Origin of the sequence: Roseococcus thiosulfatophilus (assembly GCF_017311575.1) — a bacterium.
GTDB lineage: Bacteria > Pseudomonadota > Alphaproteobacteria > Acetobacterales > Acetobacteraceae > Roseococcus > Roseococcus thiosulfatophilus.
The window spans coordinates 28,934-52,950 of sequence record NZ_JAFFQY010000055.1 but is presented as its reverse complement, the minus strand read 5'-3'; the positions used below and the strand labels follow the sequence as shown (position 1 = coordinate 52,950).

Genomic DNA, 24,017 nt, shown 5'->3' with positions numbered 1-24,017 from the left:
CCGGCCCTTCCTCCTTCGACACCCGCGCGAGGTTCCGTGTCCGTCACCACCATCCAGGCGCCGCCCGTGGGCGCCCGCCGCAAGCCGGGCGAGCTCGGCGACAAGATCTTCCAGGCGATGTGCATGGGTGCGGGGGGCTTTGTGCTCATCCTGCTCGGCGCCATCATCGTCACGCTCTTCCTGGGCGGGCTGCCGGCGTTCGAGCGCTTCGGCGCCGAGTTCATCTGGGGCACGGTCTGGGACCCGGTGGAGGGGCAGGAGGAGTTCGGCGCGGGCGTCTCCATCCTCGGCACGCTCACTTCCTCGGTGCTGGCCATCATTTTCGCGGTGCCGGTCGCCTTCGGCATCGCCTTCTTCCTGACGGAACTCTCGCCGCAATGGCTGAAGCGGCCGCTGGGCACGGCCATCGAGCTGCTGGCCGCGGTGCCCTCCATCATCTACGGCATGTGGGGCCTCTTCATCGTGGTGCCCTTCGTGCAGATGAACATCCAGTTCGCCTTCGGGGACCAGCTGGCCGCGATCCCGCTGATCGGCTTCCTGTTCGAGAGCACGAACTTCGCCGGCACCTCGCTGTTTTCGGCCTCGATCGTGCTGGCCATCATGATCCTGCCCTTCATCGCCGCCACCATGCGCGACGTGTTCGACCAGGTGCCGCCGGTCTACAAGGAAAGCGCCTATGGCCTGGGCGCCACGCGCTGGGAGGTGATGACGGGCGTCGTCATCCCCTACACGCGCATCTCGGTGGTGGGCGGCATCATGCTGGGGCTGGGGCGCGCGCTGGGCGAGACCATGGCCGTCACCTTCGTCATCGGCAACGCCAACCGCATCGCGACCTCGCTCTTCGACAGCACCACCACCATCGCCTCGGTCATCGCGATGGAGTTCCCGGAGAGCCTGAGCGGCAGCCTGCAGCAATCGGCGCTCTTCGCCATCGGCTTCCTGCTCTTCGTCATCTCCTTCTTCGTGCTCGCGCTGTCCCGCTACCTCCTGCGTCCCCGGCTGAAGTGAGGGCCCAACGATGAGCACCACCACCCTCCCTGTCATGCCGCCGCGCGATGTCGCGCAGCAGCGCCGCCTCGGCCAGCGGCGCAAGCTGGTGGACCGGCTGGTCATGTATTTCTGCGTGGCGGCCACCATCGTCGGGCTGTTCTTCCTGGCCTCCATCATGGCCACGCTGCTGTGGCGCGGCCTGGTGGCGCTGGACTGGATCGTGCTGACGCGCGAGTTCGAGCCGACGCGCTATGGCGATGACAGCCTGCCCAAGGGCGGCCTTTCCCACGCCATCGTGGGCAGCCTGATCCAGACGGCCATCGCCACCGCCATCGGCACGCCGATCGGCCTGCTGGTGGGCACCTACCTCTCGGAATACGCGGGCAAGTCGAACTTCGGCTACGCGGTGCGCTTCATCTCCGACATTCTTCTCTCGGCGCCTTCGGTGCTGATCGGCCTGTTCATCTACCAGCTGGTGGTGCTGCCGCAGGGCGGGTTCTCGGGCTTCGCCGGCGCGCTGGCGCTGGCCATCATCGTGATCCCGGTGGTGGTGCGCACGACCGAGGACATGCTGCAGCTCATCCCCAACACGCTGCGCGAGGCGGTGGTGGCGCTGGGTGCGCCCAAGTGGAAGATGATCACGCTGGTGGCCTGGCGTGCCGCGCTCTCGGGCATCATGACGGGCATCCTGCTGGCCTTCGCGCGCATCATGGGCGAGACGGCGCCGCTGCTGCTGACCAGCTTCGGCAACAACGTGCTGAGCACCGACCTGAGCCGCGCCATGGCCAGCCTGCCCGTCGCGATCTACCAGCATGCGAATTCGGGCTTCCCCGACCTGATCGAGATCGCCTGGTCCGGCGCGCTGCTGGTGACGCTGGGCGTGCTCCTCATCAACATCATCGCGCGCGTCGCGCTGCGCAAGCGCGCCTGAGCGGAAGGCCAGAGCCATGAACGACCACATCCAGCCCGTCGCGGAAGCCGGCCCGAGCATGAGCGGCCTGCAGGCGCGCTCCAGCGCCAAGCTCAACAGCGTGGCGCGGATTTCCGTCCGCAACCTCGACTTCGTCTACGCGGACGGCCTGCCCAAGGCGCTCAAGGGCATCAACCTCGACATCCCGGACCGCCAGGTGACGGGCATGATCGGGCCCTCCGGCTGCGGCAAGTCCACGCTGCTGCGCGTGCTGAACCGGATGTACAGCCTCTATCCCGGCCAGAAGGCGACGGGCGAGGTGATGATGGACGGCCGCAACCTGATTGATGCCGGCGTGGACATCAACGAGCTCCGCTCCAAGATCGGCATGGTCTTCCAGAAGCCCACGCCCTTCCCCATGACCATCTACGAGAACATCGCCTTCGGCGTGCGCCTGCACGAGAAGCTGTCGAAGTCGCAGATGGACCAGCGGGTGGAATGGGCGCTGTCGCGCGCCGCCATCTGGGGCGAGGTGAAGGACCGCCTGAACACGAACGCCATGGGCCTCTCGGGCGGGCAGCAGCAGCGCCTGTGCATCGCGCGCACCATCGCGGTGCGGCCGGAGGTGATCCTGTTCGACGAGCCGACCTCGGCGCTCGACCCCATCAGCACGCTCAAGATCGAGGAGCTGATCGACGAGCTGAAGCAGGACTTCACCATCGTCATCGTGACGCACAACATGCAGCAGGCGGCGCGCTGCGCCGACCAGGTGGCCTTCTTCTACCTGGGCGAACTGATCGAGGTCTCGCCGGCCGCGGAGATGTTCACCGCGCCGAAGGAACAGAAGACCCAGGAATACATCACCGGCCGGTTCGGCTGAGGACGCAGGACATGCCCAACACCTCCCCCCAGCACATCGTCCGTTCCTATGACGAGGACCTGAAGCGCCTGCTCGAGATGATCTCGCGCATGGGCGGCCTCGCGGAGCGCCAGGTGGCCGACAGCGCCCAGGCGCTGATGCGCCGCGACACCGAGCTCGCCGCCGATGTGGTGCAGCGCGACGCGGCCCTCGACGAGATGGAGCGCGAGGTCGAGGCCTTCTGCGTCCGCCTGCTGGCGCTCCGCCAGCCCATGGCGCAGGACCTTCGCCTCATCATCGCCTGCATGAAGATCAGCCAGGACCTGGAGCGCATCGGCGACTACGCGCGCAATGGCGCCAAGCGCGCCATCGTGGTGTCGCAGCAGCCGAGCCTCGGTTCCTTCAACGGCTTCGCCCGCATGGCGGAGATGGTGCAGGAGAACCTCAAGGACGCCATTGACGCGCTGGTCGAGGGCGACGCCGCCAAGGCCGACGCGGTCTGGGCCGCGGATGCGCCGATTGACGGCATCTACAACGGGATCTTCCGCGAGATGCTGACCTTCATGATGGAGGACCCGCGCAACATCACCTCCGCCACGCACCTGCTCTTCATCGCGAAGAACATGGAGCGCATCGGGGACCACGCGACCAACATCGCCGAGCGCGTGCACTTCGCCGTGCTGGGCAAGATGCTGACGGAGGAGCGGCCGAAGGCGGATGTCTCGGCCTCCGCCGTCGTCCGCCCGCCGGGCGAGTAACGAAGGACATGTCCATGGCCGAAGCTCTCGGCGCGAATGGCGGCAAGCCCTCCATCTTGGTGGTGGAGGACGAGGCGCCCCTGCTGGCCCTGCTGCGCTACAACCTCGAGCGCCAGGGCTTCCATGTGGATGAGGCGACGGACGGGCAGGAGGCCCTGCTCCGCATCGCCGAGGCCAAGCCCGACCTGGTGCTGCTGGACTGGATGCTGCCCGCCATGTCCGGCATCGAGGTCTGCCGGCAAATCCGCCGCCGCCCCGCCACGCGCGACCTGCCGGTCATCATGGTGACGGCCCGCACCGAGGACCAGGACGCGGTGCGCGCCCTGGACACCGGCGCCGATGACTACATCGCCAAGCCCTTCGCGGTGGAGGCGCTGATGGCGCGCATCCGCGCGCTGCTGCGGCGCTCCTCCACCGTCGCGGCCAAGGGCAGCCTGTCCTACCAGGACCTGGTCATGGACCAGGACGCCCACCGCGTGACGCGGGGCGGGCGGGCGCTGCACCTCGGCCCCACGGAATACCGGCTGCTGGAATTCTTCATGTCCCACCCACGCCGCGTGTTCACGCGGGAACAGCTGCTGGACGCGGTCTGGGGGCGGGATATCCATGTGGAGTTGCGGACGGTGGACGTCCATATCCGTCGCCTCCGCAAGGCCATCAACGGCGACAGCGACACGGACCTGATCCGCACCGTCCGCTCGGCCGGCTACGCGCTCGACGCGGAGGGCTGAACCCCCCGGAACACCCTCCGGCCCCGTTGACACCCCGCGGCCCCGGTTCGACACTTGGGCATGAAAACGAAGCAAGACGGGGAAGACGCCATGGCCGAAGAGCGGTTTGTGGAGCATGCGCGTGACGGCGACATCCATATCCTGAGGATCGCCAACCCCCCGGTGAACACGCTGCGGACCGGGGTCCGCGCCGGGCTGCATCAGGGGATCGCGGCCGCGCTGCGCGAAGGTGCCCGCGCCATCGTCCTGATGGGCGAGGGGCGGATGTTCTCGGCCGGCGCCGAGATGACGGAGTTCAACAAGCCCCGCCAGCCGCCCAGCCTGCCCGAGGTCTTCGACGCCATCGAGACCAGCAAGGTGCCGGTGATCGCCGCCATCCATGGCAGCGCGCTGGGCGGCGGGCTGGAACTGGCGCTGGTCTGCCATGCGCGCGTGGCCTCGCCCTCGGCCATGCTGGGCCTGCCCGAGGTGAAGCGCGGCTTCGTGCCCGGCGCGGGCGGCACCCAACGCCTGCCGCGGCTGATCGGCGGCGAGGCGGCGCTCAAGATCATCGTGGGTGGCGACCCCGTCACGGCGCCGGAGGCGCAGAAGCTCGGTTTCATTGATGCCGTACTGGAAGGCCCGCTGGAGGCGGCCGCGGTGGAATGGGCCCGGCAGAATCTGGGCCGCAGCTTCACGCTCGCCCGCAAGCGTGACGACAAGATCAAGGGCGCGGACCTCGCTTCCTTCGACGCGCTGGCAGCGAGCTTGCTGAAGCGCACGCGCGGGCAGGAAAGCCCCAAAGGCTGCGCCCAGGCCGTGCGCGCGGCGCTGACCGGCAGCTTCGAGGACGGGCTGAACACGGAGCGCGAGATCTTCCAGAAGCTGGTGGCCGGCGAGCAGAGCTTCGCGCTGCGTCACATCTTCTTCGGGGAGCGCGAGGCGGCGCGCGTGCCGGACATGCCGGCCGACACCCACCCGCTGCCCGTCAAGCGCGCCGTGGTCATCGGCGGCGGCACCATGGGCGGCGGCATCGCGATGAGCTTCGCGAATTTCGGCATCCCCGTGACCATGGTGGAGCAGACCCAGGAGGCCCTGGATCGCGGCCTCAAGAAGTGCGAGGCGAACTGGGAACGCACGGTGAAATCCGGCCGCCTGTCCGAGGCCGACTACGCCAAGCGCCGCGCCCTGCTGAGCGGCAGCACCGACATGGGCGTGGTGAAGGACGCCGACCTCGTCATCGAGGCGGTGTTCGAGGACATCAACGTGAAGAAGGAGATTTTCGCGAAACTGGACGCCATCGCGCGCCCGGGGGTGGTGCTGGCCTCCAACACCTCCACGCTCGACATTGACGCGATCGCCTCGGCCACCAAGCGGCCGGAGCTGGTGGTGGGGATGCACTTCTTCTCGCCCGCCAATGTCATGCGGCTGCTGGAGATCGTGCGCGGCAAGGCCTCCTCCTTCGAGGCCATCGCCACCGCGATGGATGTGGGCAAGCGCATCGGCAAGGTGAACGTCGTCGTCGGCAATTGCGACGGCTTCGTGGGCAACCGCATGACCGGCAAGCGCGGCTTCCAGCTGGAACGCCTGTTGCTGGAAGGCGCGCTGCCGGCCGACATCGACCGTGCCATGGAGACCTACGGCATGGCCATGGGGCCCTGTGCGACGGGTGATCTCGCCGGCCTCGACATTGGCGCCGCCGTCCGCAAGGCGCGCGGCACCAAGGCGCCCATCGCCGATGCGCTGGTCGCCGCCGGCCGCTACGGCCAGAAGACCGGCAAGGGCTGGTACATGTATGACGAAAAGCGCACCCGCCTGCCCGACCCGGAGGTGGAGCGCATCATCGTGGAGATGAGCGAGCAGCATCAGGTCAAGCGCCGCAAGATCGAGGATGCCGAAATTCTGGAACGCATGCTGCTGCCCATGGTGAATGAGGGCGCGCGCATCCTGGAGGAAGGCATCGCCTCCCGCGCCGTGGATATCGACGTGATCTTCTGCAACGGCTTCGGCTGGCCGGCCTGGCGTGGCGGCCCCATGTTCTGGGCGGACCGCATGGGCCTGAAGGCCGTGCGCGACCGGCTGGCCCAATATGCCGAGGCGACGAACGACCCCAACCTCAAGCCCGCCGCCCTCATCGAGAAGCTCGCCGCCGAGGGCGGCAGCTTCTCCGCGATGGGCGCGAAGCGGGCGGCTTAGGAGAGAGACCCCATGGAACTCCGCTTCACCGATGAGGAGCGCGCCTTCCGGCAGGAGGTGCGCGACTTCCTCGCCGCCGAGTGCCCCGAGGCGACGCGCCAGCACATGATCGCCGGCAAGTCCCCCACCAAGGAGATGGTGGTGGAGTGGCAGCGCAAGCTGAACAAGCGCGGCTGGGCCGCCCCCGAATGGCCGAAGGAGCATGGTGGGCCGGGCTGGACGCCTGCCCAAAAGTACATCTTCCGCGAGGAGCTGCAGATGTGGCCGGCGCCCTCGCCGCTCGGCTTCAACATCAACATGTGCGGCCCGGTGATCATCGAATTCGGCACGCCGGAGCAGAAGGCCCGCTTCCTGCCGCGCATGCGGAACCTGGACGACTGGTGGTGCCAGGGCTTCTCCGAACCGGGCGCCGGTTCGGACCTGGCGGGCCTCAAGACGCGCGCGGTGCGCGATGGCGACCATTGGGTCATCAACGGCCAGAAGACCTGGACCACGCTGGCGCAGCACGCCGACTGGATCTTCGTCCTCGCCCGCACCGATCCGGCCGCGAAGAAGCAGGAGGGGATTTCCTTCTTCCTCGTGGACATGAAGACCCCCGGCATTACCGTGCGCCCGATCATCACGATCGAGGGCGGGCATGAGGTGAACGAGGTCTTCTTCGACGATGTGAAGGTGCCGCTGGATCACCTTGTCGGCCAGGAGAACAAGGGCTGGGATTGCGCCAAGTTCCTGCTGGGCAATGAGCGCTTCGGCCAGGCCCGCGTGGGCGCCAGCCGCGAGCGCATCCGCCGCCTCAAGGTCATCGCGCGGGAGACGATGGATGGGGACCGCCCCCTCATCGAGGACCCTGAATTCCGCCGCCAGATGACCGAGATGGAAATCGAGCTGAAGGCGCTGGAAATGACGGTGATGCGCGTCATCGCCAATGAGACCAAGCGCGCCGGCACCGGCAAGCCCGACCCCGCGACCTCCGTGCTCAAGATCAAGGGCACCGAGATCCAGCAGGGCGTCTCGGAGCTGCTGATGAAGGCCGCCGGCCCCTATGCCTGGGTGGATGGCGACCCCGATGCCGAGGGCACGAATGAGTGGGACGTGGCGCCCGACTGGGCCTTCGGCCTGGCCGGCGTCTACTTCAACTGGCGCAAGCAGAGCATCTACGGTGGGTCCAACGAGATCCAGCGCAACATCATGGCGAAGGCCTTCCTGGGCCTCTGAGGATCACATGGACTTCGACCTGAACGAATCCCAGGGGATGCTGCAGGACAGCGTCCGCAAGCTGCTCTCGGACAAGTATGGCTTCGAGCAGCGCAAGGCCTACATGGCCAGCGAGACGGGCTGGAGCCGTGACCTCTGGGCGCAATACGCCGATCTCGGCCTGCTCGGCTTGCCCTTCGACGAGGAGGATGGCGGCTTCGGCGGCGGCGGCGAGGAGGTGATGATCGTGGCGGAGCAGATGGGCCGCCACATCACCCTCGAGCCCTGGCTCAGCACCGTGGTGCTGGGCGGCGGCTTCCTGCGCCATGGCGCGGCGGCGGATTTGCGCGCCGACATGGTGGCGGGTGTGGCCGGCGGCGGCGTGCTGCTGGCCTTCGCGCAGCAGGAGCGCCAGTCGCGCTATGACCTGCACGATGTCGCCACCACTGCGAAGAAGGATGGCGCCGCCTGGGTCATCACCGGCCGCAAGGGCATGGTGCTGCATGGCGACACGGCGGATCACTTCATCGTGACGGCGCGCATCTCCGGCAATCGGCGCGACAAGGGCGGCATCGGTGTCTTCCTGGTGCCGGCCAAGGCCGAGGGCGTGTCGGTGCGCGGGTTCCGCCAGGTGGATGGCAGCCGCGCGGCCGAGGTGGAGTTCAGCGGTGCCCGCGCCGAACACGTGCTGGGCACGCCGGAGGATGGCCTCGCTTTGGTGGACAAGGTGGTGGACGAGGCCATCGCGGCCCTGGCCGCCGAGGCCATCGGCGCCATGGACGTGGTCCATGCCATGACGCTGGACTACATGAAGACGCGCCAGCAGTTCGGGAAGCCCATCGGCAGCTTCCAGGCCTTGCAGCACAAGGCGGCCGACATGCTGGTGGCCATCGAGCAGTCGCGCTCCATGGCCTATTTCGCCACCATGGCCGCCCGCGATCCGGATGCCGCGGAGCGTCGGCGCAACATGCACGCGGTGAAGGCGCAGATCGGCCGTTCGCAGCGCCTGGTGGGGCAGGAGGCCATCCAGCTCCATGGCGGCATCGCCATGACGATGGAATACGCCGCCGGCCACTACTTCAAGCGGCTGACGGTGAACGAGGCCACCTTCGGCGACACCGATTTCCACCTGCGCTCGCTCTCCGACCTGGGCGGGCTGGTGCAGGCCGCCTAACACCTTACCGCCGCACCGCATTTCCTGTTGCGGTGCGGCGGGCCTCTTGCTTTGCTGCGCGCCTCAGCCCCGGAGGCCCGCCATGACCATCGCCCTGCCACGCCGCGCCGCTCTGCTGGGCGCCGCCGCCACCCTGGCCACGCCCGCGGTGCATGCCCAGGAAGGGCCGATCCGCATCGGCGAGATCAATTCCTACTCCGCGCAGCCGGCCTTCCTCACCCCCTACCGCAACGCCTGGATGATGGCGCAGGACGAGGTGAACGCGGCCGGCGGCATCAATGGGCGCCGAATCGAGACCGTGTTCCGCGACGATGGCGGCCGGCCCGAGGACGCGGTGCGCCATGCGGGCGAGTTGGTGAACAATGAGCGCGTGGCGCTGCTCTCGGGCGGGTTCCTGTCCAATGTGGGGCTGGCGGTGGCGGATTTCGCCAACCAGAACCGCCGCCTCTACGTGGCGTCCGAGCCGCTGACCGATGCGCTGGTCTGGGCGCGCGGCAACCGCTTCACCTTCCGCCTGCGCCCCTCCACCTACATGCAATGCGCCATGCTGGTGGAGGAAGCCGCGAAGCTGCCCGCGCGGCGCTGGGCCACGGTCGCGCCCAACTATGAATACGGGCAATCCGCCGTGCGCTGGTTCAAGGAATTGCTCACGCGCGCCAAGCCCGATGTGCAGTTCGTGGCGGAACAATTCCCCGCGCTGGGCCGCATCGATGCCGGGGCCACGGTGCAGGCGCTGGCGGGGGCGAACCCCGAGGGCATCTTCAACGTCACCTTCGGCGCGGACCTGACGAACTTCGTGCGCCAGGGCAGCACGCGCGGGCTGTTCGAGCGCCGCAGCGTCGTCTCGCTGCTGACGGGCGAGCCTGAATACCTCGACCCCCTGGGCGACGAGGCGCCGGAGGGCTGGATCGTGACTGGCTACCCGTGGGAGGAGCTGAATACCGAGGGCCACACCCGCTTCCGTGAGAATTATCGCCGGCGCTTCAACACCCATCCGCGCCTGGGTTCGGTCGTGGCCTATGACACCGTCTCGGCCATTGTCGGCATGCTGCGGAAGTCTGGCGGCACCGAGACGGATGCCATGATCGAGGCGATGCGCGGCCTGACCTTCCCCACGGCCTTCGGCGAGGCGGAGGTGGAGTTCCGCGCCATCGACCATCAATCCACGCTGGGCGCCTATATCGGCCGCACGGCGCTGCGCCGCGGCCGCGGGGTGATGGTGGACTGGCGCTATGCCGATGGGCGCAACTACCTGCCCACGGACGAGGTGGTGCGCACGCTGCGCCCGCAGGGCTAGGCGCCCCTTGTTCGAGAACCTGTTGGTGCAGGGCCTCTCCGGCCTTGCATCGGCCTCCTCGCTGTTCCTGGTCGCGTCGGGCCTGACGGTCATCTTCGGCGTCACGCGCATCGTGAACTTCGCGCATGGCAGCCTCTACATGATGGGCGCCTACCTGTCCTGGACGCTGGTGACGGCGCTGCCGCGCGGGCACCTGGGCTTCTGGGGCGGGGTGCTGGTGGCCGCGCTGATTGTGGGCGTCATCGGCGTGCTGATCGAGGTGCTGCTGCTGCGCCGCATCTACAAGGCGCCGGAGCTGTTCCAGTTGCTCGGCACATTCGGCGTGGTGCTGATCGTGCAGGATGTGGCGCTGATGATCTGGGGCCCGCAGGATTTGCTGGGCCCGCGCGCGCCCGGGCTGCGCGGCGCGGTCGAGATCCTGGGCGTGCGCTTTCCCCTGTATGAGCTGTTCCTCATCGCGGTGGGGCCGGTGGTGCTGGGGCTGCTCTGGCTGCTCTTCCACCGCACGCGCTGGGGCACCACGGTGCGCGCCGCGACCGCCGACCGTGAGATGGTCGGCGCGCTCGGCGTCAACCAGCGCATGCTGTTCACGACCGTGTTCTTCCTGGGCTCGGTGCTGGCGGGGCTGGGCGGCGCGCTGCAATTGCCGCGCGAGAGCGTGAATTTGCAGATGGACCTCGCCATCATCGCCGAGGCCTTCGTTGTGGTCGTCATCGGCGGGCTGGGCTCGCTGCCGGGTGCCTTCCTGGCCGCTCTGCTGCTGGGGCAGTTGCAGGCCTTCGGCATCCTGATCTTTCCCAAGATCACGCTGGTGCTGGCCTTCCTGGTCATGGCCGTGGTGCTGGTGGTGCGGCCGCACGGGCTGCTGGGCCGCCCGCCGGCCAGCGCGCATGCCGCGCATGTCGTGGAGCCACCCTACCCGCCGGCCACGCCGCTGGTGCGCTATCTGGGCTTCGCGGCGCTGGCGCTGGCCGTGCTGGTGCCGCCCTTCATGGGCGAGTTCGCGCTGATCGTCTTCACTGAGATCGCCATCATGGTGCTCTTCGCCGCCAGCCTGCACTTCATCATGGGGCCCGGCGGCATGGCGAGCTTCGGTCACGCCGCCTATTTCGGCCTGGGCGCCTATGGCGCCGCGCTGCTGGCCAAGCATTTCGCGGCGCCCATGGAACTGGGCCTCTTCGCGGCGCCGCTGATGGCGGGCTTCGCGGGGGTGGTGTTCGGCTGGTTCTGCGTGCGGCTCTCGGGCGTCTATGCCGCCATGCTGACGCTCGCCTTCGCACAGATCGCCTGGTCCACGGCCTTCCAATGGGTCGAGGTGACGGGGGGCGACAATGGCATATTGGGCGTCTGGCCCAGCGCCTGGGCGCAGCCGAAGCTCGTTTACTACTACCTGGCGCTGGTGCTCTGCGTGGGGGTCACGCTGCTGCTGCGCCGGGCCATCTTCGCGCCATTCGGCTACGCGCTGCGCGCCGGGCGCGACAGCCCGCTGCGGGCCGAGGCCATCGGCATGGACGGGTTCCGCATCCGCTGGGTGGCCTTCATCTTCGCCGCCATCGCGGCGGGGGTGGCCGGCGGGCTCTTCGCCTATGCCAAGGGCAGCGTCTTCCCCACCTACATGGCCATTCCGCGCAGCGTGGACGCGCTGCTGATGGTGCTGCTGGGTGGCGTGCAGACGGTCAGCGGGCCCATCGTCGGCGCGCTGGCCTATACCTGGATCCATGAGCAACTGATGCGCAGCTTCGACCTGTGGCGGCTGTTCCTGGGCAGCGTGATCGTGGCGCTGGTGCTGTTCTTCCCGCAGGGGCTGGTGGGGGCGGCGCAAAGGCTGACGGAGCGACGCAAGTGACGCTTCTGGTCGAGGACATCCACAAATCCTTCGGCGGCGTGCAGGCGGTGGCGGGCGTCTCGCTTTCCGTGCAAGCCGGGGAACTGCTGGCGCTGATCGGCCCCAATGGCGCGGGCAAGTCCACCTGCTTCAACATGCTGAACGGGCAGCTTCGCCCGGACCGTGGGCGCATTGTGCTGAAGGGCCAGGACATCGCGGGCCTGCCGCCGCGGCGGATCTGGCGCATGGGGGTCGGGCGCACCTTCCAGATCACCGCCACCTTCGCCTCCATGTCGGTGCTGGAGAATGTGCAGATGGCGCTGCTGTCGCACGCGCATCGCCTCTTCGACATCTGGAACCCGGTGCGGCGCGAAGACCCCGCCCGCGCCATGGCGCTGCTGGAGCGCGTGGGCATGGCGGCGCAGGCCGGGCGCCCCTGTGGCGTGCTGGCCTATGGCGACCTCAAGCGCGTGGAACTTGCCATCGCGCTCGCCAACGACCCCGCGCTGCTGCTGATGGACGAACCCACCGCCGGCATGGCGCCCTCCGAGCGCGTGGCGCTGATGGAACTGACGGCCGGCATCGCCCGCAACTCCGGCATCGCGGTGCTGTTCACGGAGCACGACATGGAAGTCGTCTTCGCCCATGCGGACCGCATCCTGGTGCTGGACCGCGGCCGGCCCATCGCCGAGGGCGAACCCGCCCAGGTCCGCGCCGACCCCCGCGTGCGCGAGGTCTATCTCGGCACCGGCGCCACGCACGGGATCGCGTAGATGCTGGAGGTCGAGGGCCTGCACGCGCATTACGGCCGCGCGCATATCCTGCAAGGTGTCACGCTCGCCGCGCGGCAGGGCGAGGTGGTGGCGCTGCTCGGCCGCAATGGCGCGGGCAAGAGCACCACCATGAAATCCATCATGGGAATGGTGCGGCCCAGCCAGGGCCAGGTGCGCTTCGAGGGGCGGGACCTGGCGGGGCGCGAGCCCTTCGAGATCGCCCGCGCGGGCATCGGCTATGTGCCCGAGGAACGCCGCATCTTCACCGAACTGACGGTGATGGAAAACCTCGATGTCGGCCGTCGCCCGCCCCGCCCGGGTCAGCAGGCCTGGACGGAGGAGCGCGTCTTCGCCCTTTTCCCCAGCCTGGGTGCGATGCGCGCGCGGCCGGGCGGGCGGATGAGCGGGGGCGAGCAGCAGATGCTCACCATCGGCCGCACGCTGATGGGCAACCCGCGGCTGATCCTGCTGGACGAACCCTCCGAAGGCCTGGCCCCCGTCATCATCGAGCGCATGGCGGACGCCATCCTGGCGCTGAAGCGGGACGGCCTGACGGTGCTGCTGTCCGAGCAGAACCTGCACTTCGCGCGCCTGGTCAGCGACCGCGCCTGCGTGCTGGAGAAAGGGCAGATCCGCTGGGAGGGCACGCTGGAGGCTCTGATGGCGGATGAGGCGGTGAAGCAGCAATACCTGGTGGCCTGACGGGCAATCCCTGCCGCCGGACTGGGCAAGCGCGGCGCGGCGGGGCAGGTTTCGCCCTCCGGCCCCGCTTGGCGTGCCCGCAGCGCGGCGCCACAACCACGCCCAAAGGAAGGGAAATCCATGCCCCGTCTCGTCACCCTCGCCGCCGCGCAATTGGGACCCATCCAGAAGGCCGAGGGGCGCGATGTCGCGGTCGGCCGCATGGTCCGCCTCATGGAGCGCGCGCACAAGCGCGGCGTGGAGGTGGTGGTCTTTCCCGAACTGGCGCTGACCACCTTCTTCCCCCGCTGGTATGAGGAGGACATCAGCCGCGCCGACCACTGGTATGAGCACGCGATGCCGTCGAACGAGACGGCGCCGCTGTTCGAGGCGGCGCGGAAATACGGCATCGGCTTCCATCTGGGCTATGCCGAGAAGACGCCGGACGGGCGCCGCTTCAACACCGCGATCTATGTGCACCCCTCGGGCGAGGTGGTGCTGAAGTACCGCAAGGTGCATCTGCCCGGCCACCGCGATTTCGACCCCATCCGCAAGGTGCAGCATCTGGAGAAGCGGTATTTCGAGGTGGGCGACCTGGGCTTCCCTGTGATCCGCGCGCCGGTGGGCGGGCAGGAGGCCAATATCGGCATGATGATCTGCAATGACCGCCGCTGGCCCGAGGCCTGGCGCGAAATGGGGCTGCAGCAGGTCGAGATCGTCATGCTCGGCTACAACACGCCCAGCCTGAACATGGACAATCGCGGCTTCGAGGCGCACCACCTGCGGGTGGAGCATTCCCACCTCTCGGTCCGCTCGGGCTGCTACCAGAATGCCTGCTTCGGCGTGGCCACGGCCAAGGGTGGCACCGAGGATGGGCATGAGCTGTTCGGCCATTCCATCATCGTGAACCCGCAGGGCGAGATCATGGCCCAGGCGACCTCCTGGGGCGATGAACTCATCACCGCCGATTGCGACCTGGACGACTGCAATCTCGGCCGCACCACCATCTTCAACTTCGCCGCCCACCGCCGCACCGAGGCCTATCAGCGCATCACCACCCAGACGGGCAGCGAGGCGCCGCCGGTGTGGAAGCCGGGGCAGGGCTGATGCCCAGCCTGGAACGCGACGGCGCCACGCTGTGGTGGGACCGGCGGGGTGACCCGTCGAAGCCCGACCTGGTGCTGGCCTCGGGCCTGGGCGGCACCCATGGCTGGTGGACGCCGCAATTCGAGGAATGGGGCAAGCATTTCCACCTGCTGATCTTCGACCAGCGCGGCACGGGACATTCCTCGCGGGTGCCGGTGGCCTCGGTCTGGCAGATGGCGGAGGATCTCTCCGCCGTGCTGGATGCGGCGGGGGTGGAGCGCCCGCTCTATCTCGGCCACTCCACCGGGGGCGCCATCGGCGTGGCGCTGGCGCTGCGGCGGCCGGGCGTCTTCCGCCGCATGGTGGTCTATGCCAGCACCACCCATGGCGACGCCTATCGCCGCAAGCTGCTGGGGCTGCGCCGCATGCTGATGGACCGCGCGGGCATGGACGCCTATGCGCGCTACACCACGCTGCTGCTGCACCCGCCCTATTTCATCAATGCGAACGCGGAGCGCCTGGACGCCGACGAACAGGCCGCCGCGGCGGCGCTGGGCGAGCCGGAGGTGCAGGGCAGCCGCCTGCAAGCGATCCTGGACTTCGACCCGCGCGCGGAGCTGCCCGGGCTGGATGTGCCCATGCTGGTCGTCTGCACCGATGACGACATCCTGACGCCCCGCTACTTCTCGGAGGAGCTGGCCGCGCTGGTGCCCGGCGCGCGCGTGCATTTCGAGCCGCGCGGCGGCCATGCCCTCTCCCGCACCGAGCCCGCCCGCTTTGGCGAGATCGTCCTGCCCTTCCTCAAGGAGTGACCCCATGCCCACGCGCCGCCGCCTGATCCTGGCCTCGCCCTTTCTCGCCGCGCCGGCCTTGGCGCAGGGCCAATGGTCGCCGGAACGGCCCGTGCGCTTCATCGTGCCCTTCCCGGCGGGCGGCAGCAGCGACACCCAGGCGCGGCTGATCGCGGAGCCGCTGGCGCGCGCGCTGGGCCAGCCCGTCGTGATCGAGAACCGGCCCGGCGCCGGCGGCGTGATCGGCGCGACCGAGGCGGCGCGCGCGGCGCCGGATGGCCACACCCTCTTCATCGCCACCACCGGCACCCATGCGGCCAATGTCTCGCTCTATTCGCGCCTGGCCTATGACCCGGTGCGGGACTTCGCGCCGGTGACCATGGTGGCGGACTACGCGCAGTTCATCGGCGTGGGGCCCGAATGGCCGGCGCCGCCGCAGCGCAGCCTGGAGGGCCTGGTGGCGGCACTGCGGGCGGATGCCACCAAGCGCTCCTTCGCCTCCTCCGGCAATGGTTCGCCCACGCATCTGGCGGGCGAGATGTTCGGGCATCTTTTCGGCATCCCGATGGAGCACGTGCCCTATCGCGGCCAGGCGCTGGCGGTGGCGGATGTGATCGCGGGACGCGTGCCATTGATGTTCCCCTCCATCGCCGATGTGCTGGGGCAGATCCGGGCGGGGCGCGTCACGCCGCTCGCCACCATGGCGCCCACGCGCAGCAGCGCCATCCCGGACGTGCCCACCACGGCGGAGCTGGGGCACCCTTCGCTGGTCAGCTCCATCTGGACGGCCATCTTCCTGCGCGCCGGCTCACCCCCCGCCGCCGTGGCGCGGATGAATGCTGAGATCGTGCGCATCCTGGCCGCGCCCGAGCTGGCGCAGCGCCTGGGCGAGGCGGGCTTCGGCGTGCAATCCTCGACCCCGGAGGAGTTGGCGCGCTTCCAGCAGGCCGAGATCACGCGCTGGGCGGAGGTGGTGAGGATCTCAGGAGCGCGGCTCGACTGAAGAATGCAGAATTGGGCGGGTGCGAAGTAAATACACTTTCTGTTTTCCCCGCAGTTGCAAAACTACACACACAAGACAGGAATGAGACCGCATCGGCCTTTATCTCGCCGCTTGCCGATGGTATGCGAATGCCCTGAGCTTACAGGGAATATCCATGCCCGCCGCTGCCATTCCGCCACATGAAGCCGAGCGCTTGGAAGCACTGCGTTCCTATGGGCTGCTGGATGGCGCTTGCGACGCGGTGCTGGATGATGTGGTGCAATTGGCAGCGCGGCTGACCTCCATGCCGATGGCGCTGGTCACGCTGGTGGATTCGAACCGGCAGGTGCTGCTGGCCAAGAAGGGCGTGGACATCGCCGAAACGCCGCGTGACGCCTCGGTCTGCGCGCATGCCATCCTGACGCCGGACCAGCCCATGTCGGTCACGGACATGTCGCAGGACCCCCGCGTCTCCGACAATCCCTATGTGACCGGGCCGCCGCATCTGCGCGCCTATCTCGGCGTTCCGCTGGTGAACAGCGAGGGCTTCGCCCTGGGCGCCCTCTGCGTGCTGGACGAGGTGGTGCGCGAGCATGACGCGAACATGGTCGCGACCATGCAGAGCCTGGCCCGCACGGTGGTGACGACGCTCGAGCTGCGGCGGGTGATGCGCCAGGTGCACAACCTGGCCCTGACCGATGCGCTGACGGGCCTGGCCAACCGCCCCGCGCTGATGGATGCGCTGGCGCGGGCCATCCTCCAGGGGCCGGGCTTTTCGCTGCTCTGCCTCGACCTCGACGGGTTCAAGGGGCTGAACGACAGCCAGGGCCATGCGGTGGGTGACATGGCGCTGACCGAGGTGGCGCAGGAACTGCGGCTGGCCTGCGGCCCGACAGACCTCGCGGCGCGGCTGGGCGGCGACGAATTCGCGCTGCTGCTGGCCTCCGGCGAGGCGGATGCCCTGGCCGAGCGCATCCGCAGCGGCATCGGCCGACGCATGGCGGCACAGGGCTGGGCGGTGACGGCCTCGATCGGCGGCGTGACGTTCAACATGCCGCCCGAGGACGCGGCGGCCGCCCTGGCCCAGGCCGATGCGCTGCTCTACGAGGCGAAGCGTGGCGGGCGGAACCGGGCGGTGCTGCGCGTGTCCGAGCGGGTGTCGCTGCCTTAGCCCGGCGCCGCCGGGAAGGCGCCCAGCCACAGCACATCCTCGATGCGCCGCGCGCCGCTGGCCAGCATGGCCAGCCGGTCGAAGCCGAGCGCGATGCCGCTGCCGGCGGGCATGCCGTGATCCAGCGCCGCCAGGAAATCCTCGTCCACCGGCCAGGCGTTGTCGGCGCCGTGCAGCCGCACGCGCTCGGCGACGTCATGGGTGAAGCGGGCGCGCTGCTCGGCCGGGTCGGTGAGTTCGTCGAAGGCGTTGGCGAGTTCCACGCCGCCCACGAACATCTCGAAGCGCAAGGCCACGCGCGGGTCATGCGGGTCGCGGCGGGCCAGCGCGGCCTGGGGGGAGGGCCAATGCGTCAGGAAACTGCCACGCGCGCGGCCCAGATGCGGCTCCACATGGTCCAGCAGCAGGCGGAAGAAGGCGTCCTCCCAGCTTTCGCCGGGCCTGGCGCCCAGCGCGGCCGCATCGCCGCTGCCGTCCGGGCGGATGCTGGCCAGTAGGTCCATCCCCACCCAGCGGGCGAAGGCCTCGGCGCAGGTGATGCGCTCGAAGGGCAAAGCGAGGTCCGTCTCCACCCCATGATGCGCCACGCGGGGTGGGCAGAGGGCGCGGACCAGCGCCTCCGCCTCGTCCATCAGCCCGTCGAGGGTCAGGCCCGGGCGATACCATTCCAGCATGGTGAATTCGGGGGCGTGGGTGCGCCCCACCTCGCCATTGCGCCAGACGCGGGCGAGTTCGAACACCGGGCCCGCGCCGGCGACCAGGAGGCGTTTCAGCGCCAGTTCGGGCGAGGTCCGCAGCCAGAGGGGTTGCGCCGCCCCCGCGCCCAGATGCGGCTCGAATGCCGTGCGGAAGCCCCGCAGATGCACCTCCATGCCGGGGGCGGGGACGAGGCAGGGCGTTTCCACCTCGCGGTAGCCGCGGGCGGTCAGCCAGGTGCGCGTGGCAGCCGTCAGCCGCGCGCGGGCGTCGAGGAAGGGCAGGCGGGCGGCCAGGCGCTCGGGGGACCAGTGGGGCATTGCGCCGGGGGGCATAGCAGGGCAAAGCCCCCCGCACCATGAAACGGACCCTTCGCAGCGCGCAGGAGCTGGCGGCGGCTGGCCTCGTCACGCCAGCCCGCGCGGCCGAGATCACGCCCGTCGAGGCGCGCTATTCGGTGGCCGTGACGCCGGCCATGGCCGCGCTGATCGCGGGCGGGGCGGCGGATGTCGCCGCGCAATACCTGCCCGACCCCGCGGAACTGGTCACGGCCCCGCATGAGCTGGACGACCCGACGGCCGATGCCCCCTTCACCCCCATCAAGGGCGTGGTGCACCGCTACCCGGACCGGGCGTTGCTGAAGCCCCTGCTGGCCTGCCCCGTCTATTGCCGCTTCTGCTTCCGGCGCGAGGCGGTGGGCCCCGATGGCGGCCTGCTGACCGAGGCGGAGCTGGAGGCGGCGCTGGACTGGTTCGCGCGGACCCCCGCCGTGCGCGAGGTGATCCTGACCGGGGGGGACCCGCTGATCCTCTCCCCCCGGCGGCTGGGGCATCTCCTGGGGCGGCTTTCGGCCATTCCGCATGTCGAGCTGCTGCGGATCCATTCCCGCGTGCCGGTGGCCGAACCCACGCGCATCACGCCGGAATTGCTGGCGGCGCTGACGCTGGAGACGCCGCTCTACCTTTGCGTCCATGCCAACGCGGCCGCCGAATTCACGCCCGAGGCCGGGGCCGCGCTGCGCGCCCTGCACGGCGCGGGCCTGGTTCTGCTGGGCCAGAGCGTGCTGCTGCGCGGCGTGAACGACAGCGAGGCCGCGTTGGAGGCGCTGTTCCGCGCGATGCTGCGCCACCGGGTGAAGCCCTATTACCTGCACCAGCTTGACCCCGCGCCCGGCACCGCGCGCTTCCATGTGCCGGAGGCGGAGGGGCTGGCGCTGCTGGCCCGCCTTCGTGGGCGCGTGACGGGGCTTTCCTGGCCCGCCTATGTGCGGGAATGGCCGGAGGGGGGTGGGAAATACCCTCTCGGTATGCCCGCCATGCAGCCTGGGGCTGGACATCCGCGCCGATCCGGTTAGAAGGCCCCCCACGGTCGGGCGATTAGCTCAGTTGGTAGAGCAGCTGACTCTTAATCAGCGGGTCGTAGGTTCGAGCCCTACATCGCCCACCAACCCTTTCAAGGGCTTCCAACCGAAAGTCAGCTGCCCGTTCCAACTCGTTCCAACTGGCCGGATTGGCCGGAAAGTTGGACGGTTTCCGGCAGCTGACTAGCCCTCACCCTCCGCCGCCAGCCGCCGCTTGAAGGCCCCCTCTGCCGCCTTGGCCGTGCGCACCAGGTAGTGCCGATCCAGGATGGCCTTCACGCTGCCCGGCGTGTGGCCCGTGATGCCGCTGATCCCCAGCTCATCCACCCCGGCCTCATGCAGGCGCGTCACGGCCGTGTGCCGCAGCTCCGCGAATCGGAGATCCTCGCAGGCCGCCAGGCCGGGCAGCGCCGGCAGGCCTTGCGCCTGGTCCTCCGGCAGGCCGGCCACCGCGGCCGCGCGGATTTCCGCAAAGACGTGGCGGAAGGTGTGCTCGTTCCATGCTTCGCCCGTCCGGTCGTGGCGCAGCATGGTGGCGCGGCGCACCTGGCCGGCCTGCCGGGTGGGCAGCTTCACCACCACCTGGCGCGCCGTCTCCGCCTGGAGGCGCGCCACCAGGGCGGGCACCAGGTGCACGGGCAGCGCCACGCGCCGGCCCGTCTTGCCCTGCGTCAGGACGATGGCGCCCTGCTCCACCTGCCACGGCGCCAGCGCCAGCACATCGGCCTCGCGCTGGCCCATCCAATGGTTCAGCAGGATGGCCGTGCCCACGCTGCGCCAGCCCAGCCGATCGGCGGCCTCGACCATCTGCGCCACGGCCGCCGGCGACCACAGCCGGGGGTCACGCTGGCGCGGGGCCGAGATCCCGGGCTTGGTGGCGGGGTTGCTGGCCAGGTAGCCCAGGCGCACGCCCACCTCCAGCAGCAGGCGCAGCACGCGCACGGCGGCCGCCGCCTTGGCCGGGGTCTCGATCACCCGGCGGGCCTTGCCGGTGCCCTCCACGCGGCGCAGCTGCGCCAGGTAGAAGGCCTGGACGGCGGGCGGCGTGATGCCCCGGGCAGGCTGGTCCCCGGCCCAGGCCTCGATCGCGTCCAGGGCCCAGCCATAGTGGTGCCGGGTGCGCGGGGCCAGCGCGGCCCACCAGCGGGAATGGCGGTAATCTTCGATCAGCGCGGCCACGCTGCCCGCCGGGGCCTTCTTCGCGCGGGCCTTGGCCGCCGGCGGCGCGCCGGCCGGGACTTCGCCCCGGCGCCAGGCGTCCACATCCTGGTTCAGCTCCTCCGCCTTCGCCATGGCGGCCGCCTGGTCCGTGCCCAGCGAGAGCGGGCGCCAACCGGCGGCGCGCAGGGGCGCGGCGGGCTGCCAGTAGTAGCGCGTCAGCCCCTTGGCGTTGGCGCGGGCCACCAGGTGGCGGATTTGGAGCTTGGCCATAATACCCTCCGTTGCAACCGTAGGCTGCGCCATGTCACGATCCGGCGCATGGAACGCTATCTTGACCCGGCCATCCTAGCCGGCGCCACCGCCGCCGCCCTCCTTGACCCGCTGCGGCTGGCGCTTGTGGGCCTGGCCGGCGCCGTCATGCCCACCTGGTGGGCGGCCATCTTTGCCGGCGTAGTGGTGAGCCACCTAGTTTGGATCGCCATTGTCCTGCGGGCGCCTGTCGAGTTCGGCCTCTCCATCAGTGCCGGCTTTCCGGTCTCCGTGACCAGCGGCGCCATCATCAGCCTGCTGGCCTGGTCCGCGGCGCGCGGGCTGCTGCGCCTGGTGCGCAGGCCCTAGGCCGCCATCGCCCGCGCGCGGGCGACCAGCACATCCTCCACGCTGGGCGCCGCCTGGGCGGCCGTCTCGCCGCGCTGGGCGGCCAGCCAGGCTTCGATGGCCAGCGGGTCCCACCGGTCCGGCAGGCCGGCCACCGGGCCCGGAAACCCGGCCGCCTCCAGCCCCGCCCGGCGGGCGCCGAACTGCCGGGGCCGCAGCCCCAGCAGCTCCGCCACCTGGTGGGATGTCAGCAGCCGGGGGGTCATCGGCTCAACCCCGGCGGCGGCGCAACGCTTTCGCCGCGCAGTGCGGCCAGCTCCGCCTTGCTGCCGGGCGGCGGCCAAGGGAGGCGGATCAGAAGTATGCCGTCCAGGGCCTCCAGTTCCTTCACCGCCACGCGCTCTTGCTTTTCCCAGCCGGGAGGCAAGACGAGCCCAACCGTGCGGGTGGTGGTGGCGCGACCCAGCACCCGCAGCTGAGGGCCTGTGTCCATCGGACGAAGCCGCGCCCAGCCGCGGCGCCGGCCGGTGCCGAGAGCAAGCCCGACGGGGGTGCTCTCGGCCCAGCCGAGCTGAGCCAACAGGTCGCGCTGGATGGTGACGTTCAGCTTGCAGCGGCCACGGGGGCCCCGCGCGCTGATCCCGGCCGAAACCTGGGCCGCAGCGCCACGCGCTCCCAGCCCTTGGGGCACATCATGCCATTCGTCCGCGGTCATGGCGCCGCCTGCCTCGCCTTGGCCGCGGCCAGGCGCTCCGGCGTGGCCAGCTCGACCACCACGGACACGATCAGGGCGGGCTTGCAGTCCAGGTCTGTGACAATGGCCAGCCCATGCAGCCCGCCCGGCACCGCGCCGTCCGCCAGGGGCTTGCCCAGCTGGCCGACTTCAGGCGCCAGCTGGCACATGATCCTGCCCACGGCCTGCGCCGCGATCTCGCCAGGGCTTTCGCTGCGTATGATGCTGCGCGACTGGTGGATGTGTGTCATGCCGCATCCTCCGCGTGGCGCAGCAGGCCGCGCGCCTCATCCACCCGGTCCCGCGCCTGGTCGAGGCCGACGAGCGCATCCACAAAGCCGGCCTCGATCTCCGCGCGCAGCCGGGCGCGGATTTCTTCCACCGTCACGGGCAGCAGGGCAAAGACCTGCTGCCCGCCCGGCGCCGGCAGCTGCACCGTGCACGTCAGCCGGCGGTCGCTGGGCAACTCCCGCAGCAGCACCAGCCCCCGCGCCAGGTGCGCGGCCTTGCCCGCCTGGGCCGCCGCCGCGCCCAGCACATATTCCAGTCCGCGCAGGTCCACGCTGGACATTTCACCGGGGCGCGGCATCGGCGCCCCCTTCCACCGGCTGGACGATCACGCCCATGGCCGAGAGCTGGCCGATCAGCTCACTTATGCGCAGGTTCAGCACCAGCTCCAGGTCGTCGCGGTCCATGCGCATGATGGCGTGGCCTGTGGCCTCCGCCTCCGCCGCCGGGCAGCCATGGCACACCGTGATGCGGATGCCGTCCGGGACGGCGCGCAGCCGGGCCAGATCAGCCTGCAGCCGCTCCACCTGCTGGCCCATGGCGGCGGCCTGGATGCACTCCTCCAGCGACGTCATCGGCCGGGGCGGCGTGGGCTTGCGGCCGCGCTTGCGGCCTTCGCCGGGGGCGCTCATGCCGCACCCCGCACAACGCGCTGCGGGTGGTGGGCCAGGCGGCGCGGGCAGCGCCTCGATCACGGCCACGCGCTCGCCCAGGTCCAGCAGGATTTCCGCCAGCAGGCGGCAGGCGTCGGGGGAAAGCGGCTGTCCCTTGTCCGCCAGCTCGCGCAGATCACGCGAGCGGTTGAGCAGTTTGTTCGCAAGCATTTGTCCCACCTCCATCTAGGGGTGAGGCAAGGTATTACAGCGAAAGTGAATTATGCAACCCTGTTTTTCCGTTTCGCTGTAAATTCCAGAGACGTGACATTCTCAAGCTCTCGCTTGGGCCTGCCGCGCTTTCGTTGCCCTTCAGGCGGCTGGTCGCCGAGCTTTTCACGCGCCTCCGCAATCCGCTCGCGCGCCTCGTAAGTCATCCCTGTCTCGTCACCTAGGAACACGTAGTCCAGGGTGATGGACAGCAAAGGCAGGACTTGGGCCACCTGGTCCACGCGCGGCCGGTTCGTCCCGCCTTCCCAATTGCTGTAGGTGTTTGCTTCAATCCCGCCGCGTGCGGCGAGCTCGCCAGAGGCCAGCCCGGCAGCAGTCCGGGCAAGCACCAAGCGCCAGCCTATGGCTTTCAGATCAGAGGCGCGCCGCGCCATTGCGCGCCCAGTTCGAGATGGGTCCATGGCCAGAATGATAGCCGTCATGCCGTCCTCCCGCCCTTCAGCAACGCGGCGCTTGCCATTTACAGAGAGACGGAGATTAATGCACCCCGCGTTTATTGGTGCTCACGCACTAGTTGACCGCGAGCATGACAGGAGTGGACGTGTCGGAACAGGCGAAGCCCCTGCTGAAACCGGAGCAACTGGTGGGTGGCCTGGGTGGTCCCGTGGCCCTGGGCAACCGCTTCGGCATCAGCGCGCAGGCCGTCTGCGGCTGGTATGAAAAGGGCATCCCGGCCCGCTACCACCTGACCCTCTGGCGCATGGCCACGGCCCGCGGGTTGCATTGGCATCCGCCCGGCGCCGAGGGCCTGGTGCTGGTCCAGGCCAGCCGGGGCTGTTCCCGCTGGCGCATGTGGGGCCGGTCGCAACAGTGGAGGCCTTCGCGCGCTCAGCCATGCGCGTGCGCATGCAGGTCGCCGCGCGGCGCCACCTGCTGATCGTGTTCGAGGAAAATCCGGCCA

Annotated in this window: 27 protein-coding genes and 1 tRNA gene; 20 read left to right on the top strand and 8 right to left on the bottom strand. The window is 69.6% G+C overall.

Annotation, left to right across the window (positions count from 1 at the left end; genetic code table 11):
• Nucleotides 1-36: 36 nt before the first annotated feature.
• From pstC to JTN19_RS14760, 16 genes are all read left to right on the top strand, one after another.
• Entirely contained in the window at nt 37-1,008 is a 972-nt protein-coding gene (pstC, locus tag JTN19_RS14835) for a phosphate ABC transporter permease subunit PstC (protein WP_340643336.1), read from the top strand.
• 10 nt (nt 1,009-1,018) lie between these two features.
• Nucleotides 1,019-1,921 (top strand): phosphate ABC transporter permease PstA, encoded by a 903-nt coding sequence (pstA, locus tag JTN19_RS14830; protein ID WP_206934223.1) that lies wholly within the window; start codon nt 1,019-1,021, stop codon nt 1,919-1,921.
• Nucleotides 1,922-1,979: 58 nt separating this feature from the next.
• Nucleotides 1,980-2,780, top strand: a complete 801-nt coding sequence (gene pstB, locus JTN19_RS14825; RefSeq protein ID WP_206934547.1) for a phosphate ABC transporter ATP-binding protein PstB — start codon at nt 1,980-1,982, stop codon at nt 2,778-2,780.
• An 11-nt stretch (nt 2,781-2,791) separates the two neighbouring features.
• Nucleotides 2,792-3,517: a phosphate signaling complex protein PhoU gene (gene phoU, locus JTN19_RS14820; protein WP_206934221.1), complete on the top strand. Its 726-nt coding sequence runs from the start codon at nt 2,792-2,794 to the stop codon at nt 3,515-3,517.
• Nucleotides 3,518-3,531: 14 nt separating this feature from the next.
• Nucleotides 3,532-4,248, top strand: a complete 717-nt coding sequence (phoB, locus tag JTN19_RS14815) for a phosphate regulon transcriptional regulator PhoB (RefSeq protein WP_206934219.1) — start codon at nt 3,532-3,534, stop codon at nt 4,246-4,248.
• A gap of 90 nt (nt 4,249-4,338) precedes the next feature.
• Nucleotides 4,339-6,423, top strand: coding sequence for a 3-hydroxyacyl-CoA dehydrogenase NAD-binding domain-containing protein (locus tag JTN19_RS14810; protein WP_206934217.1), 2,085 nt, complete (start codon nt 4,339-4,341; stop codon nt 6,421-6,423).
• Nucleotides 6,424-6,435: 12 nt separating this feature from the next.
• Nucleotides 6,436-7,638 carry an acyl-CoA dehydrogenase family protein gene (locus JTN19_RS14805; protein WP_206934215.1) on the top strand — a complete coding sequence of 401 codons (1,203 nt, stop codon included), beginning with the start codon at nt 6,436-6,438 and terminating at the stop codon, nt 7,636-7,638.
• Nucleotides 7,639-7,645: 7 nt separating this feature from the next.
• Nucleotides 7,646-8,791 carry an acyl-CoA dehydrogenase family protein gene (locus JTN19_RS14800; protein WP_206934213.1) on the top strand — a complete coding sequence of 382 codons (1,146 nt, stop codon included), beginning with the start codon at nt 7,646-7,648 and terminating at the stop codon, nt 8,789-8,791.
• An 82-nt stretch (nt 8,792-8,873) separates the two neighbouring features.
• On the top strand, nt 8,874-10,088 hold the full coding sequence (locus JTN19_RS14795) for an ABC transporter substrate-binding protein (RefSeq protein WP_206934212.1): 1,215 nt from the start codon (nt 8,874-8,876) through the stop codon (nt 10,086-10,088).
• Between the two features lie 7 nt (nt 10,089-10,095).
• Nucleotides 10,096-11,934 carry an ABC transporter permease gene (locus JTN19_RS14790; protein ID WP_242531173.1) on the top strand — a complete coding sequence of 613 codons (1,839 nt, stop codon included), beginning with the start codon at nt 10,096-10,098 and terminating at the stop codon, nt 11,932-11,934.
• A complete protein-coding gene (locus JTN19_RS14785; protein WP_340643335.1) occupies nt 11,931-12,686 on the top strand; it encodes an ABC transporter ATP-binding protein in 756 nt (251 codons plus the stop codon). The genes JTN19_RS14790 and JTN19_RS14785 overlap by 4 nt, the downstream gene beginning before the upstream one ends.
• Nucleotides 12,687-13,388, top strand: coding sequence for an ABC transporter ATP-binding protein (locus tag JTN19_RS14780; protein WP_206934207.1), 702 nt, complete (start codon nt 12,687-12,689; stop codon nt 13,386-13,388).
• Between the two features lie 120 nt (nt 13,389-13,508).
• A complete protein-coding gene (locus JTN19_RS14775; protein WP_206934205.1) occupies nt 13,509-14,474 on the top strand; it encodes an N-carbamoyl-D-amino-acid hydrolase in 966 nt (321 codons plus the stop codon).
• Nucleotides 14,474-15,265 (top strand): alpha/beta fold hydrolase, encoded by a 792-nt coding sequence (locus JTN19_RS14770; RefSeq protein WP_206934203.1) that lies wholly within the window; start codon nt 14,474-14,476, stop codon nt 15,263-15,265. Before JTN19_RS14775 ends, JTN19_RS14770 begins: the two co-directional genes overlap by 1 nt.
• Nucleotides 15,266-15,269: 4 nt before the next feature.
• Complete coding sequence (locus JTN19_RS14765) at nt 15,270-16,247, top strand: Bug family tripartite tricarboxylate transporter substrate binding protein (protein ID WP_206934201.1); 978 nt, start codon at nt 15,270-15,272, stop codon at nt 16,245-16,247.
• Between the two features lie 193 nt (nt 16,248-16,440).
• Complete coding sequence (locus JTN19_RS14760; protein ID WP_206934199.1) at nt 16,441-17,397, top strand: sensor domain-containing diguanylate cyclase; 957 nt, start codon at nt 16,441-16,443, stop codon at nt 17,395-17,397.
• On the opposite strand, the gene epmA is transcribed toward JTN19_RS14760, so the two are convergent.
• Nucleotides 17,394-18,413 (bottom strand): EF-P lysine aminoacylase EpmA, encoded by a 1,020-nt coding sequence (epmA, locus tag JTN19_RS14755; RefSeq protein WP_242531172.1) that lies wholly within the window; start codon nt 18,411-18,413, stop codon nt 17,394-17,396. The genes JTN19_RS14760 and epmA overlap by 4 nt on opposite strands.
• 38 nt (nt 18,414-18,451) lie before the next feature.
• Here epmA and JTN19_RS14750 point away from each other — a divergent pair, with 38 nt between their 5' ends.
• Both JTN19_RS14750 and JTN19_RS14745 read left to right on the top strand, forming a co-directional pair.
• A complete protein-coding gene (locus tag JTN19_RS14750; RefSeq protein ID WP_206934194.1) occupies nt 18,452-19,447 on the top strand; it encodes a lysine-2,3-aminomutase-like protein in 996 nt (331 codons plus the stop codon).
• 16 nt (nt 19,448-19,463) lie between these two features.
• Nucleotides 19,464-19,539: transfer RNA gene (locus JTN19_RS14745), tRNA-Lys, on the top strand.
• A 97-nt stretch (nt 19,540-19,636) separates the two neighbouring features.
• Here the strand turns inward: JTN19_RS14745 and JTN19_RS14740 are convergent.
• Nucleotides 19,637-20,884, bottom strand: coding sequence for a site-specific integrase (locus tag JTN19_RS14740; protein WP_206934192.1), 1,248 nt, complete (start codon nt 20,882-20,884; stop codon nt 19,637-19,639).
• Between the two features lie 48 nt (nt 20,885-20,932).
• Here JTN19_RS14740 and JTN19_RS14735 point away from each other — a divergent pair, with 48 nt between their 5' ends.
• Nucleotides 20,933-21,232, top strand: coding sequence for a hypothetical protein (locus JTN19_RS14735; protein WP_206934190.1), 300 nt, complete (start codon nt 20,933-20,935; stop codon nt 21,230-21,232).
• Here the strand turns inward: JTN19_RS14735 and JTN19_RS14730 are convergent.
• From JTN19_RS14730 to JTN19_RS14705, 6 genes are read right to left on the bottom strand one after another with little or no spacing between them, the layout of a single operon-like run.
• Nucleotides 21,229-21,477 (bottom strand): hypothetical protein, encoded by a 249-nt coding sequence (locus tag JTN19_RS14730; protein WP_206934188.1) that lies wholly within the window; start codon nt 21,475-21,477, stop codon nt 21,229-21,231. The genes JTN19_RS14735 and JTN19_RS14730 overlap by 4 nt on opposite strands.
• Nucleotides 21,474-21,926, bottom strand: coding sequence for a hypothetical protein (locus JTN19_RS14725; RefSeq protein WP_206934185.1), 453 nt, complete (start codon nt 21,924-21,926; stop codon nt 21,474-21,476). Before JTN19_RS14725 ends, JTN19_RS14730 begins: the two co-directional genes overlap by 4 nt.
• The gene (locus JTN19_RS14720; RefSeq protein WP_206934184.1) at nt 21,923-22,195 is read right to left on the bottom strand and encodes a hypothetical protein; all 273 of its coding nucleotides are present in this window, start codon (nt 22,193-22,195) and stop codon (nt 21,923-21,925) included. The genes JTN19_RS14725 and JTN19_RS14720 overlap by 4 nt, the downstream gene beginning before the upstream one ends.
• Nucleotides 22,192-22,515, bottom strand: coding sequence for a hypothetical protein (locus JTN19_RS14715; RefSeq protein WP_206934182.1), 324 nt, complete (start codon nt 22,513-22,515; stop codon nt 22,192-22,194). Before JTN19_RS14715 ends, JTN19_RS14720 begins: the two co-directional genes overlap by 4 nt.
• A 1-nt stretch (nt 22,516) precedes the next feature.
• Nucleotides 22,517-23,056 carry a hypothetical protein gene (locus JTN19_RS14710; protein ID WP_206934180.1) on the bottom strand — a complete coding sequence of 180 codons (540 nt, stop codon included), beginning with the start codon at nt 23,054-23,056 and terminating at the stop codon, nt 22,517-22,519.
• 50 nt (nt 23,057-23,106) lie between these two features.
• Nucleotides 23,107-23,538, bottom strand: a complete 432-nt coding sequence (locus JTN19_RS14705; RefSeq protein ID WP_206934177.1) for a helix-turn-helix domain-containing protein — start codon at nt 23,536-23,538, stop codon at nt 23,107-23,109.
• 119 nt (nt 23,539-23,657) lie between these two features.
• Here JTN19_RS14705 and JTN19_RS14700 point away from each other — a divergent pair, with 119 nt between their 5' ends.
• The gene (locus JTN19_RS14700; RefSeq protein WP_206934175.1) at nt 23,658-23,993 is read left to right on the top strand and encodes a hypothetical protein; all 336 of its coding nucleotides are present in this window, start codon (nt 23,658-23,660) and stop codon (nt 23,991-23,993) included.
• Nucleotides 23,994-24,017 lie beyond the last annotated feature (24 nt).